Below are 14,142 nucleotides of genomic sequence, written 5' to 3'. Positions count from 1 at the left end.
TTGATGTGGTGTGCCAAGTTAGCGGTGCAGTTGCAATGCGTTGTCCTTGTAAAGCGTCAAATTAGTACCAGTGTAAGCGTATTCGACGACTTTCGTCAATCGAACAAAATACAGCAAATTCACAAGCGATACCGTCTATGTTACAATTCAACATAATATCACGAACGAACAAGGGGATAGCCATGGAATACATCAGCACTCGAGGTAAAATCGACTCCGTCGGCTTCGTCGACGCGATCTTGATGGGACTTGCGGACGACGGCGGCTTGCTCGTGCCCGGTCGGATTCCCGCCCTGTCGGCGGATACGCTCCAAGCTTGGGAATCGCTCTCCTACCCGGAGCTCGCGCTTGAAATTTTCTCCTTATATATCGATGGCGAAATTCCGCGCGCGGACCTGAAGAAGCTCGTCGACGACAGCTACGCGACGTTCCGCGACCCGGAAGTGACGCCGGTGCGCAAGATCAACGACCGCCTGCACGTGCTCGAGCTGTTCCACGGACCGACGTTCGCCTTCAAGGACGTCGCTCTGCAGTTCCTGGGCAATCTCTATTCTTACGTATCCCGCCAAAATAATTCCATCATCCATATTCTCGGCGCGACGTCGGGCGACACGGGAGCTTCGGCGATCGAGGGCGTGCGCGGCAAAGAAGGCATCCGGATCTGCATCCTGCATCCTCACCAGAAGGTGAGCAAGGTGCAAGAGCTGCAGATGACGACGGTGGACGACGCCAACGTGCTCAACCTGTCGGTTCACGGCACGTTCGACGACTGCCAGCGCATCATCAAAGAGCTGTTCGCGGACGTCTCGTTCAAGCACAAGTACCATCTGCGCGCCATCAACTCGATCAACATCGCGCGCATTCTCGCGCAGACGGTCTACTACTTCTACGCTTACTTCCGGTTGGCTCGCCAAGGCGTCAAAGGCGCCGTCAACTTCAGCGTGCCGACGGGCAACTTCGGCGACATCTTCGCCGGCTATCTCGCCAAACGCATGGGATTGCCGGTCGGCAAGCTCATTCTGGCGACGAACGAGAACAACATTCTCGAGCGCTTCGTGAACGAAGGCGTCTACGAGCCGGGCGAGTTCCGCGGCACTTACAGCCCGTCGATGGACATCCAAGTGGCGAGCAACTTCGAGCGTTACCTCTACTACCTGTACGGAGAAGACGCCGCGGCGGTATCCGGCCTCATGGGCGAGTTCAAGGCGAACGGCCGCATCGCCATTCCGGCGGATAAGCTGAAGCAAGTCCAAGCCGACTACGGCGCGTACGGCGTCCAGAACGACGAGTGCCTCGCGACGATCGGCTCGTATTACGACGATACGGCCTACCTGCTCGATCCGCATACGGCTTGCGGCGTCGCGGCGGCAGACAAATTGGCCGGCGACGGCGAAGTGACCGTGGCGCTGTCCACGGCGCACCCGGCCAAGTTCGACGAATCGATCCAGCTCGTCGGCATCAAGCAGACGTATCCGGCGCAGATCGAAGCGCTGTTCGACAAGCCGCAGCACCAGACGATCGTCGACGGCACGAACGAAGCGATCGCGGCGCAAGTCGTGAAGTTCTACGAGGCTTAATGGCGTTAGGTTATCTGTATACGTTTAATGCGCAAGAAGGCGAGCAAGAGCTGCTCCGAATGGAGATGCGCGCACTGTTCGGCGAGGATGGGGATGTCGGCATCATCCGGAGCGAACGGGATATCGACGTTAGCCGAAGCCCGTTCGTGAAGGAGCGCGTCGACGTTCTGTGTTCGGGTGATAGCGTAGCGGACATCGCCGCGCAGGTACCTGACATCGATCTCGGCGGGAAGACGTTTCTTGTACGGTTTTTGAAGCGGAATGATCTATCGCTGCGCGATAAAATCGAGTACGCCGAGCAGCGCGCCATCGAGCGCCGCATCGCCGACGGCATGCGCGGCATCGCCAACGTCCGCGAGCCCGACGTTACTTATGCCATCGTCCCCTTCGGGGGACGATGGTTTTTCGGCGTCCATGCGCGCAACAACGCCAAGTGGCTCGACCACCAGCGGAAGCCGAGCGACTATTCGATCGCGCTGCCGACGCGCCTCGCGCGCGCGGCTGTTAACATCGCCGCGCCGGACGAGGACCCGGCCGCGCGCAGCGTGATCGATCCGTGCTGCGGCATCGGCACGGTTCTCGTCGAGGCGGCGTCGATCGGCATGCGCATCGTCGGCCGCGACGTCAACCCGCTCGCGACGACCGGCGCTCGCGCCAATCTCGTCCACTTCGGCTACGCGTGCGAAGTGGCTCTCGGCGACATCGCCGACGTGACGGCGCATTACGATAGCGCGATCCTCGATCTGCCGTACAATCACGTCACGAAGATTACGCCCGCGTCTCAGCTCGCGCTCATCCGTCACGCCCGCCGCATCGCCGACCGCGCCGTCGTCGTCTCGATCGCTCCGATCGACGGCATGCTCGCGGAAGCCGGCTTCGAGATCGTCGACCGCTGCGTCTGGAGCAAGAACGACGCGTTCGAGCGGCATATTATAGTGTGCGAATAAGAGGCCTGCGCCAACTATGGCGTAATCGCCTCCGCCGACCTCGAGAGCAGCAGGTTAGACTAGCGGACTGAAGAGACCTTATTGGACGGATATCGCGGGTATTCCGTGTTTAACGGACTCAGTCGACCTTATTGCTGTCATCCGGCGGTGTATATGAACTTCCGAGCGAAATAGCGTTTACTGAGTCCGGCACGACGCCGAAACCGATAATTTGCGAAGGAATAAGGTCATCTGAGTCCGCAACTTCGGCGCAACCGCACCCAGAGTCCGCTTTATACTGCCGCCAACTACAATAAGCGTAGAAGCCGGGTTCCCGCTTCTACGCTTATTCGTGTCTTAGCTATCCCAACCGCTCTAATGAACGACTACCCTTCCACGACCTTCGCCAGCAGCTCCCGCCACTCTTCCGCCGTGCTCTCCCGCGCCATGACCCATGCTTGGCCGCTGCCGTACGTCGCGGCGTGAAGCAGCCCCGTGCGCCCGCGCGTCGACGCCGCGTCCGGAATGAAGTTGTTTTCCGTCCATCCGAGTACGGTTCGGAACAGCTCGGGCACCGCGCGCAAGAAGACGTTATGCTCGTTCTTGCGGAACAGATCGGACGTGACGACGAGCTTGCCGCCGTCATGAACGAATTCGGTCAACCGCCGCTCCAGCGCCGCGTCGTACAGAACGTGCAGCGGCACGATGACCAGCTTCTGCTCCGTAATGCGCGCCGGCTCGAACACGACGTCGACCGCATGGCCCGCCTCGAACAGCGCCTTGTACACGTTGTCCACGACGACGTCCGGATAGGCCTTGCGGTCCGAAACCGCAAGCTGATAGGCCCATGAGCTCTCGAAGTGGTAGTACAGCCCGATCGGAGCCGCGGACGACGCCAGCAGCTCCGGCTCTCCCTCATGCCGCTCCGCGTACCGCCTCACGACATCGTAGCTCGCGGAAGGCTCGCCGGTATGCGTCAGCAGCTCCGGCTGTCCGCCGCCCTGCTCTTGTCCCCAAGGGAAAGGCTTCGCCTTGAACAGGAAGAAGCGGCTGCAGCCGCGCGACCGCGCCGTCTCCATGTCGCGGTCCAGCTCCGCGGCGCCCGTGCCGTATTCCATCATCCAGTAAGGCTTGCCGAGCACGCTGCGGCAGGCGTCGCTGTAGAAGGCGACGTCGTGCAGCCGGTCGGTGTAGATATCCATACCGACGACGTCGAGCGTACGGAACAGATCCGCCCAGTTGAGGCTGTCGCCCCAACGGAACATGAACGCGTTCGTCGTGATCGGGCGAGCGCCGGCATATTCGCGGATAATGTCCGTCTGTTGGCGCGCGAATCGAACCATGACGTCCGACGAGAACTTCGCGAACGCGAGCTCCAAGCTTGGATGCGGCCACATCATGACGTCGGACGAGATTGGGGCGGGCAGCGGAATTTGGTCGAACCGCTCGTAGCGCTGCGACCAGAACACCGTCCCCCACGCCGCGTTCAGCGCTTCGATCGTGCCGTAGCGCTCTTCGAGGTAACGATGGAACGCCTTCTTGGAACACTCGCCGTGGTCGTACTTCGTCTCGCCGCCGAACTCGTTGTCCAGTTGCCAAGCGACGACGTTCGGATGGCCGCCGTAACGCTCGGCCATCGCGCGCGTAATGCGCATCGAATAAGAAATATAGTTATCGGATGAATACGAGCGGTGCTGCCGCGCGCCGAAGCCGACGGTCTTGCCGCTCTTGTGCACCGGGAGCACGTCCGGGTGCTTCTCGACGAGCCAGATCGGAGGACATGCGGTCGGCGTGCAGAGGACGACCTCCAGGCCATGCTCGGCGGCTAGCGCGATCGACCGATCGAGCCAATCCCAATCGTAGATGCCGTCGCTCGGTTCGAGCACGGACCAAGCGAATTCGGCGATGCGTATTTGCTTCACGCCCGCGCCGGCCAGCTTCGCGTAATCGATCGGCCATTGCTCGGGCACTTCGTGTTCGGGGTAATAAGCGACGCCTAGTATCATTGCGTAAGCCCTCCTCTGTTCTTGCTTCCTTCCTTTCCTTGCCTTTCTTACTGACTGGATTGCTTGAATTCGCTAGCGCTAACGCCGGTGTACGCTTTGAACCTTTTATAGAACCAATCCAGCTCGCCGAAGCCGACCTCCAGCGCGATCTCGTACACTTTCTTATCCGTATGGAGCAGCAGCTCCTTCGCCTTCTCCATTCTCACCTTCAGCACGTAATCATTGAAGGACATGTCGGCGTGCGCCTTGAACAGCTTGCCGAGATAGTTCGGGTTCATGAAGATTTGCTGCGCGACGCTCTTGAGGCTGATCGGGGAGGCGTACTGCTCCTGCACGATTCCCCGCACCTCGTCGTACACCTTCTTCGGCCGGATCTCGTTCGTCCGCTGCAGCAGCTCGAGCACCGCCGTGCACCGGTTCTCCGTGAACGCAAGCAAGTCGTCCAACGTCTTCGCCCGCATGACGTATTCGTAATCGCCCAGCTTGTAATCGAACAACCGCGCGTGGTTCGCCCCCGCTTCCTTCACGAGCCGGAACAGCTGCACGAGAAGCTCGAGCACGGTCCGCTTCACCTCGTCGGCCGGCAGCTCCGCGTCCTTGAAGCCGTCCCACAAGCGCGCGAGCGATTGCAGCGCCGCTTCGCGGCGGCGATCCTTCATCGCGAGCAGCAGCTCCTCCTCCATCGCGCGCAGCTCCAAACGCGCGCCGTCGTCTTCCGGGCCCGCCGAAGGCGCCGCTAGAATCGCGCCGGCGCCGGCCAGGAACTTGCCGTCGACGGCGGCCTCGGCCGCCCCGTACGATTCCGCGACCGTCTCGGCGTTCTGCACGGACAAACCGATGCCGATGCTAACGGTTTCCTTCGCGTACAAGCGAACAGCCCGCGCAATCGTCTCCGCGCGTTCCATCGCGACGCCGTCGTCGCCCACCGCCGAGGAGGAGCCAGCGTAGATAATGCCGTAGCGCTCCTCGGATTCCTCGAACACGAAGCCGCCGCTTGCCGCGCACAGCTCGTCGAGAATGTTGCGGATCGCATAGCGCTTCAGCTCGAAGTCCCGATCGGACATCGCCGCTTCGTACGCCGAGTCGATCTCGACGGACAAGCAGCGGTACGCTTCGCTCCCCGCCGGGAATCCGGCCAGAGGCAGCTGCTCCGCATATTCGCCGCGGTTCAATTGACCGTGGGCGAGCCGGCGCAGCACCCGCTCGCGGAACGCGCTGTCGCCCGCCTGCCGGCGGCGCTGCAGCAGCTCGCGGTCGGTCAGCTCCCGATGCACGCGGAGCAAGACGGCGACGAGATCATCCTCGTCGACCGGCTTGAGGAGATAGTCCTTCACGCCGAGCTTAATGCCTTGGCGCGCGTATTCGAAGTCGTCGTACCCGCTTAGAATAATGACCTCGGCATCGGAGAACTCGCGCATCTTCTCGATGAGCTCCAGCCCGTTCATCTTCGGCATCCGGATGTCGGTCAACACGAGCGAATAGAAGCCTTCCCTCAGCATGGCGAGCGCTTGCTCGCCGTCCTCGGCCCCCGCCTTGATCGCGAAGCCGTAGTCCTCCCAGTCGATCAGATAGCGCAGCGACTCCCGCGCGATCGGTTCGTCGTCGACGATCAATACTTGGAACATTGCATTCATTCCTCCTCCGCGCGCCGGGCGGACGAATCGGGCAACCAGATCGTTACCCGCGTGCCCCGGCCTTCTTCGCTGTCGATTTCAAGCCCGCATTCCGGCCCGTATTGCTGCCTTAGCCTTCGATGAACGTTACGCAGTCCGATGTGCTCCTCCTGCGACAAGCTATCGTCGTCGATCAGCCAACGGCGCACCTCGTCCAATCGCTCCGCCGTCATGCCGAGACCGTCGTCCGAGACGACGATACGCTGCCTGCCCTCCAGTATTTCGCCATAGATGCGAATGTGGGACGGCGACGCGTCCAGCTCGATGCCATGCGACACCGTGTTCTCCACGAGCGGCTGGATGCTCAGCTTCGGAATCGGCATCGCGTTCATCTCGCGCGGCACGTCGATATCGAAGCTTAACTTATCGCCGAATCTGTACTGCTGGATCTGCAAATACGTACCTACGAATTCAAGCTCTTCCGCAAGCGGTATCGTCCGGCCGCCCTTCTTCAGCATCATGCGGAACGACTTCGCCAGCAGTCCGACCACCTTGGCGTTCTCGCGGTCGCCGGAGATGAGCAGCTTGCCCCGGATCATGTTGAGCACGTTGAACAGGAAGTGCGGATTAATCTGCGTCTGCAGCGCGTACAGCTCGACTTCCTTCGTGCGCAGCGCCTGTTCCTTCCGGTCGATCTGGGACTGGTACACTTCGCTGATGAGCTGCCCGACGCGCTTGATCATGAAGTTGAACATTCTCCCGAGCTGGGCGACCTCGTCGTTTCCTTTGACCTCGATGAACGTCTGGAAGTTGTCCTTGTCCGCCCGCTTCATCCGATAGCTGAGCTCGGACAGCTTGCGCGTCATGCCAACGGATAGCGTCCCGATCAGCACCGCCGAGAGCAAGAACGCCGCGCCGAACAGCGCGTAGGAGATCGAGCGCAGGTTATCGATCTTTAGCAACAGCTGATCGACGGGAATGAAGGCGACGACCTTCATTCCGTCGACGATATTGCGGGAGTCCAGAGTCTGGTAGACGACCCGATAGGAACGGCCGTCGTAGTCAGCGGCGAAGCTCCCCTTGGTCCCGTCGAGAATTTGCTTGCCGAACGGCAGGTCTGCGAGCGACGCGAGCTTCTTCGTCTCTCCGCCCTCGTCGATGAGGACCGTGCCGTCGTTCATGGCGAATAGGTACCGCTTCGTCTTGCTCTCTTGCTCGATAAGCGCGGACAGCTTCTTCAGCTTGATCTCGAGACTAACGACGCTCGGCGAGTTGCGATCGACGTTGTTCAACCTTTTGCGGATCGCGATGACGGGATCCGCATCGGTCGGGTTACTGATGTAAGGCTCCGTCCAATACCCGCCCGTCGTGTTCTTCATCAGCGTGCGATACCAGTCGCTCTCTTGCACGTCCTTGTCGATGAGCGTGACGTTGGCGAACGTGAACGTCGGATTGTCCGTATAGACGCTGACGTAATAGATGTCCTTCGTCTGCCTGACCGTCGTGATGAACGGCTGGAATTGCTGGGCGTACACCTCGTACGCTTCCAATTGGTCTGCGTAGCGCTGGTCGAGAATCAAGTTGATATTCGTGTTCAGAAAAAGCGTGTTGGCGATTTCCTCGTAAGACTCGAGCTTGTTATCCAAGTTTTGGCTCGTCTGCGACACCGACAAGGCGGCGTTCTCGATGACGTAGTCGTAGACGATCTTGCTGCTGCGCTGCAGCATCGCGAACGTGAGGGAGCCGAGCAGGAACAGCACGATGAATAGATTGGCGAGTATAAGCTTCGTTCTGATCTTCATCCGCTGTCCTTCTCTCCCCTCGGATATAACGCAACGGACTCCTTACCCAGAAGGGTAAGGAGCGCCGCGTGATTACTGGCCGATCGTTTCTTGGAATTTCTTGTTGAAGTCCGCCCACAGCTTCGTGTACGAAGCATTGACGTCGGCGAGGCCTGCCTTCTCCATCGTCGACTTCATGTCGTTCCAAGCCGCGTCGTACTCGGTCGCGTCCTTGGCCATGACGAGCTTAGGCAGGAACTTCTTCCACGCTTCCTCGATCTTCTTCGATTGCAACTGCACGTCTTCCGGAGGCGTCAAGTTCCACAGGTAGCCCGGCAATACGTTCGCCGGAGGCAGGAAGTCCGCCCATACTTCCTTGCCGTACTTCGAGAGCACTTCCTTGGTCGCGTCGTCGTAAGACATCATGACGAAATCTTTGGTGAGCGGCGTCGCGTAATCCCCGTCCGCCAGCTTCGCGCCGTCGCCTACGTTGAACCAGGCTCCGCTGCCCGTACCCATGCTGCTGAAGCCTTCGCGAACCATGTATTCCGGATCCGTTCTGCGTTTCTCCACGACTTCTGGCTTGAGCGTGCGCACGCCGTTCACGACGTCGTAATGCGTGCCTTCAATGCCCCATTGCGTCAGAATCTGGCCTTCGTCGGAGAACAGGTAGTCGATCATCTGGATGATGCGCTCCGGATTTTTGGCAGATTTCGTAATCGCCCATTGCAAGCTGCCCGAGAAGATCGGAACGACCGCGTTCGTGTTGTCCACGGTGCCTTCTTCGAAGTGGATCGGCAGCTTCGCGTATTGGCGTTCCGGATGGCCGTCGGCGCGGAATTGCGTCTCCGTGCTGCCGAGCATCCATGCCGGCGCGTAAGCCGCGAGCACGCGGCCCTGCGCGAGCTTCTTCGCCAGATCGTCTTGCGAGAACGCTTCTTTGTCGTACAAGTCGTTATTGTACAGTTTGTTCAAGAACGCATAGTACTTCTTCGCGTCTTCGCTAACCGGATTGTACTCGACGTTGCCCGCGTCGTCGATGCGGAAGTTGCCGTGGTCCGGCAGGCCGGACGCGCTGATGATCGGATTGTTGTACTGGATGTTCACTTGCCAGCCCGTCATCGCGCCGGAGAAGCCGATCGTGTCTTTGCCGTCGATCGTCGGATGCTTGTCTTTGTAAGCTTTGAGGATATCGTACAGCTGGTCGAGCGTCTTGATCTCCGGATAGCCGGCATCCTTGAGCACGTCGTATTGAACGATGAAGTTCGCGGCCGCGTCGGCTTTCGCTTCGCGGCTCTTGTTGACGCCGTAGATCGACCAGATCTTGCCGTCGGCGTCCTTCATGAGGTTGTAGTACTCCCCGAACTTCTCCTTGATATTCGGGCCGTATTGATCGATGAGGTCGTTCAGCGGAATGATCGCGTCGCCTTCTTTGTACTTCAGCACTTGCGCGGGACCCATCGCGAGCACGTCCGGGTAGTCGCCCGAAGCGAGCCACAAGTCGGTCTTCTGAGACTCGTCGCCGACGATCAGGTCGTACTTGAACGATACGCCCGTCTTCGCCGTTACCGCTTGCGCGATCGGCGTGTCCCACGTCAACTTCTCGTCGGCGGTGTTCATCGTGTACGTGATCGGTTCCAGATTCGGAGCCGCGGACGGGCTTGCTTCAGCGCTCGAGGAAGCCGGAGCGCTCGATTGCGTGCCCGATGGAGATTCGGCAGCGTTTTCATTATTACCGCTGGAACATCCCGCGATCGCGGTTGCCAGTAAAGCGGCGACGGCCGTGACGGCCAAGCCTTGCTTCTTCGTCTTGTTGAACATGACGACACCCTCTCGTTTTGTCGAATTTAATTATATCATCGGAATCGGGATCCCGGCGATACTGCTGGGAGCGTCCGCCGCCGCGGCTATTCCTTCATGGCGGCGAACGTCATGCCTTTCACGAAATACTTCTGCAGGAACGGGTAGACGAGCAAGATCGGCACGGTCACGATGACCGTCATCGCCGCCCGGATCGTCTCCGGGTTCGTTCGCCTCGCGTCGGAAGCGTCGATGTGCGTGTTCGGATCGAACACTTGGTTGACGGAGCCGATCAAGATCTTCTGCAGCTCGAACTGCAGCAGGTTCAAGTTCGGATTGCGGCTCGCGTACAGGTAGTTATCGAACCAGGAGTTCCAGTGAAAGACGGCGGTATACAGCGCGATCGTCGAGACGACGGGCAAGCTGATTTGGAGCACGATTCGGAACAGAATCTGAATGTCCGTCGCGCCGTCGATTTTCGCGGATTCGATGACGCCGTCCGGCAACGATTCGAAGTAGCTGCGCATGATGATGACGTTGAAGACGCCGACGAGAACCGGCAACACGTACACCGCGGGGTTGTTCATCAAGTGGATGTTCTTGATGAGCAGGTAGAACGGAATCAATCCGCCGTTCACGTACATCGTGACGATCAAGATCAGATTGAACGACTTGCGGAAGACGAATTCCCGGCGGCTGAGCACGTACGCCAGCATCGCGGTACACACGACGCCGAGCACGGTGCCGACGACCACGCGGATGACGGAACGCACGGCGGCCATGGCCAGATTCTCGTTCCCGAAGATCGTCTCGTAATTCTGCAGCGTAAATATCCTCGGCCATACCCATATCGTTCCTTTGAGCGTATCCTGCGCGTCGTTCAGGGAGATCGCGAGCAGGTTCAGGAACGGGAATATCGTAACGACGCCGAGCAGGAACAGGAACGCGTAGTTGGACGTCTCGAACAACAAGCTGCCCCAGGAGCGGCGATGAAACATCGGAGATCACCTTCCAATCGTATAAGCCTGGAATTAGAACAAGCGGTTGCGGGTCGTCCGGTAAGCGATGAAGTTGACGGCCACGACCATGATAATGCTGACGATCGACTTGAACATGCTGACCGCGACGCCGTAAGAGTAATCCCCGATGCTGGTCGAATACTTCAGCGCGTACAGGTCGAGCACTTCGGATCGCTCGATGACGACGGGGTTGCCGAGCAAGAATTGCGACTCGTAGCCGCTTTGGATAATCCAGCCGACCGACATGATCAGGAGCAGAACGGCCGTCGGCATGAGTCCCGGCAGCGAGATATATCGCATCTTGTGCCATCTTCTCGCGCCGTCGACCTCGGCAGCCTCGTAATGCTCGGGATTCAAGCCCGCGAGAACGGCTAGGTAGATAATCGTGTTCCAGCCGAGCTCCTTCCAGAAGTTGGCGATCGTGTGGATCCACCAGAACCAGTCCGGATTGCCCATGAAGTACAGCGGATCGTCGATCAGTCCGAGCTTCAGCAATAGGGCGTTCACGACGCCTCCGTCCGGAGAGAGCAGCGTGGCGAAAATATTGGCGATGACGACCCATGACACGAAGTGCGGAATGTACGTGATCGTCTGGATCGTTCTTTTGAAGAAGCGGTTTCTAATCTCGTTCAGCAGCAGCGCCAACGCGATCGCTCCGACGAAGCCGACGGCGAGATTCAATCCGCCCATGACGACCGTATTGCGAAGGGCGTTGAAAAACTGCGGGTCCTCGAACAGCAGCTTGAAGTTGTCGAAGCCGACGAACGGACTGTCCCAGAGCCCCTTGGCGACCTTGTACTTCTGGAACGCCATAATCCATCCCCAGAGCGGTCCGAACGAGAACAGCATCACGATGAGAACGAACGGGACGGACATGAGCAGCAGCTGATGCTGCTTGCGCATCTTCGTCCATATGGAGACGTTGCGCTTGCCCGGCACGGCGGGCGGGGTTGCGGTGACGACTTTAGCCATGTTGGGCTCCTTTCGGCGAAGCGTAAAGCTAGTGTTCTTGTAATTTCATTATGAAATGACGCGGTTCGACCAACAACCCGACGAACGGGAGGTCATTACCCTACAAACAGCAACTCCTCCTCGCCGGCGCCGGTCTCTCCGCGCGATGCGCTACAGCGTCGTTTCGAACACGACGGCGCCGTAAGGCGGCAACTTGAACGCGCCTTGGACCCGCTCGCCGCTTGGAACGACCGTCATCGAACACGACAGGTCGATCTCCTTCTCTTCAGCGGCATGGTTGATCGCGAATACGTACCTGCGATCTTGCGTCTGCCTGCACATGAGCTCCACGTCGGCATCCGGCGCTTCGATGCCGTCGATCGGCACGACGCCCGCATCGCGAACGACGGGCTCCATGAGCGACTTCATAAGACCTGGGTCTGCGCCGACGCCGAAGTAGTAGGCGTGTCCTTCGCCGAATGCGTTGCGAGCAGCGGCAGGTTTCCCTGAGACGTAATCTTCCGCGAACCAGGCGATCGCCTCCGCACCCTCGAGGGTCAATTCGTCATACCACGTCGTGCCTTGTCCTTCCCGGCCGTTCGCGTCGGCTATGCGCAGCGTCTCGTTCTTGCGAATCGTACCGTAGTCGGAGACGCGAACCCCGAGCAATTCCCGGTAAGGGCCGGGGAACGTGCGTTCCTCCATGCGGTTGTCGAACCGTTTGATGCCCGAACGGACGTCGAGTACGACGGTGCCGCCGGCCGCGACAAACGCTTCGATCTTCTCCGCCGTTCCGTGGTCCGCCATCATGAAGTGCGGCAGCACGACAAGCTTGTACTTGCCGAAGTCCGCATGCTCGGAAACGATATCGACGGGTATGCGTTGGTCGTAGAAGTACTTGTAGTAGGTCTTAAAATGACGATCGTAATGGTGATCGATCGTCTGCGGTTGAATCTCCAACGCCCATTCGTTGTCGTACGAACGGATGATTGCAATCTCCGAAACGGTGCGCGAGCCTTCGAGCAACGGCCATAGGGCCTGCAGTTCGCGGCCCGTCGCCGCGGCCTCCTCGTAGCGGCGGCCGGGTATGCCGTCATGCGGCAGCAAGCCGTGCCACGACTGCTCCGCGCCGAACAGGCACGTCCGCCAGCGGAAATAGACGATCGCGTCGGCGCCGCGCGCGACGGACTGATACGTCCACTTGCGCAGCTCGCCCGGCTTCGGCGTCGGGAACAGCAGATTGCCTCCCGGGGCGCCGCTCTGGTGCTCCATGACCCAGAAGTTCGCGTCCTTGAAGCCCCGCGTCGCGTCCAGATGGATCGCGGAATTGCGCGGATCCGGCTTGTCCGTGAACATAAGGTTCGGGTACGTGTCCAAAGAAGCGAAGTCGAGCGGCTCCGACAGCTTGAAGCAATCGATCTCGTTGAACATGCCCATCATGTTGTGGGTCAAGGGAACGCCGGGCGCCCGCTCGCGGAGAATATCGAGCTGAAGCTGCTGGAACGATGCCGCTGAATCGGACGAGAACCGACGGAAGTCTAGCTCCATGCCCGGATTGTGCAGCGGGAACACCGTGTAGCCCGGCAACTCGATCTGCTCGAAGTCGTTGTATATCTGGCTCCAGAACACGGTGCCCCAACTCTCGTTAAGAGAGTCGATATCCCCGTATTTCGCCCGCAGCCATTCGCGGAAAGCGGATTTACAATTGTCGCAATAGCACCGGGTCGTATCCGTGCAGCCGAATTCGTTATCGATCTGCCAGGCGATGACGGCTTCATGCCTACCGTAATGGTTTGCCATGCGCGTGACGATGTCCGTCACGCGGACTCGATAGTTCGGATTGTTGTAGCAATAATGCCTGCGGTGGCCGAAGCCTCTGACGATGCCCTTGGCATCCTTCATGTAAATGTCCGGGTGCTTATCCATGAGCCACTTGGGTGGCGTTGCGGTAGGCGTCCCCAGGACGACTTGGATGCCCGCGTCCTGGAGGATAGCGATGCTGCGGTCGAGCCAATCGAAGTCGTACCGTCCCTCGTAACGCTCGAACTTGGACCAAGCGAACTCGGCAACGCGCACAACGTTGATTCCCGCTTCCTTCATGAGCCGCGCATCGGTCTCCCATCTCTCTTCGGGCCAATGCTCCGGATAGTAACACACGCCGAAAATCATCTCGCTCACTCCTCTCCCTCCCATTATCCGATCCCGCGCGATCGCCGATAACCGGACAAAGCGGAGGATATAGCCGGGGAAGCTAGACATTCGGCGCTGGCGGTATCGGGGACGATTTAGCGCTGTCTCATAACGCTGCAGCGGCGAATTCTTGAACTGCGGCGGTACAGCGCTGTCTCATAACGTTACAGCGGCGAAATCCTGAACTGCGACGATTTAGCGCTGTCTCATAACGCTACAGCGGCGAATTCTTGAACTGCGGCGAAATCTAGGACCATGTCGTCCGATCGGCTATCCGCA

General features: G+C 59.4%; 9 protein-coding genes. 2 read left to right on the top strand and 7 right to left on the bottom strand.

The annotated features are described in order from the left end of the window. Positions 1 to 182: 182 nt before the first annotated feature. Both thrC and ACFQZG_RS17315 read left to right on the top strand, forming a co-directional pair. On the top strand, positions 183 to 1,577 hold the full coding sequence (gene thrC / locus ACFQZG_RS17320) for a threonine synthase (RefSeq protein ID WP_378154716.1): 1,395 nt from the start codon (positions 183 to 185) through the stop codon (positions 1,575 to 1,577). Next, positions 1,577 to 2,524 (top strand): TRM11 family SAM-dependent methyltransferase, encoded by a 948-nt coding sequence (locus ACFQZG_RS17315; RefSeq protein WP_378154714.1) that lies wholly within the window; start codon positions 1,577 to 1,579, stop codon positions 2,522 to 2,524. The genes thrC and ACFQZG_RS17315 overlap by 1 nt, the downstream gene beginning before the upstream one ends. Positions 2,525 to 2,889: 365 nt before the next feature. On the opposite strand, the gene ACFQZG_RS17310 is transcribed toward ACFQZG_RS17315, so the two are convergent. The 7 genes from ACFQZG_RS17310 to ACFQZG_RS17280 all read right to left on the bottom strand — a co-directional run bounded on the left by ACFQZG_RS17310 (position 2,890) and on the right by ACFQZG_RS17280 (position 13,842). Beyond that, positions 2,890 to 4,509, bottom strand: a complete 1,620-nt coding sequence (locus ACFQZG_RS17310) for a beta-galactosidase (RefSeq protein WP_378154712.1) — start codon at positions 4,507 to 4,509, stop codon at positions 2,890 to 2,892. Between the two features lie 47 nt (positions 4,510 to 4,556). Next, a complete protein-coding gene (locus tag ACFQZG_RS17305) occupies positions 4,557 to 6,134 on the bottom strand; it encodes a response regulator (RefSeq protein ID WP_378154710.1) in 1,578 nt (525 codons plus the stop codon). 5 nt (positions 6,135 to 6,139) lie between these two features. Further along, positions 6,140 to 7,924: a sensor histidine kinase gene (locus ACFQZG_RS17300; protein WP_378154708.1), complete on the bottom strand. Its 1,785-nt coding sequence runs from the start codon at positions 7,922 to 7,924 to the stop codon at positions 6,140 to 6,142. A gap of 72 nt (positions 7,925 to 7,996) precedes the next feature. Beyond that, positions 7,997 to 9,724, bottom strand: coding sequence for an extracellular solute-binding protein (locus ACFQZG_RS17295; RefSeq protein WP_378154706.1), 1,728 nt, complete (start codon positions 9,722 to 9,724; stop codon positions 7,997 to 7,999). Between the two features lie 86 nt (positions 9,725 to 9,810). Beyond that, positions 9,811 to 10,701 (bottom strand): carbohydrate ABC transporter permease, encoded by an 891-nt coding sequence (locus tag ACFQZG_RS17290; protein WP_378154704.1) that lies wholly within the window; start codon positions 10,699 to 10,701, stop codon positions 9,811 to 9,813. A gap of 33 nt (positions 10,702 to 10,734) precedes the next feature. Next, the gene (locus ACFQZG_RS17285) at positions 10,735 to 11,694 is read right to left on the bottom strand and encodes an ABC transporter permease (RefSeq protein ID WP_378154702.1); all 960 of its coding nucleotides are present in this window, start codon (positions 11,692 to 11,694) and stop codon (positions 10,735 to 10,737) included. Positions 11,695 to 11,844: 150 nt separating this feature from the next. Further along, the gene (locus ACFQZG_RS17280) at positions 11,845 to 13,842 is read right to left on the bottom strand and encodes a beta-galactosidase (RefSeq protein ID WP_378154935.1); all 1,998 of its coding nucleotides are present in this window, start codon (positions 13,840 to 13,842) and stop codon (positions 11,845 to 11,847) included. Between the last annotated feature and the right edge of the window lie 300 nt (positions 13,843 to 14,142).

It is taken from the genome of Cohnella sp. GCM10027633 (assembly GCF_042675445.1).
GTDB lineage: Bacteria > Bacillota > Bacilli > Paenibacillales > Paenibacillaceae > Cohnella.
Note: the sequence above shows the minus strand (reverse complement) of the source record. Positions and strands in the feature narration are given on the sequence as shown.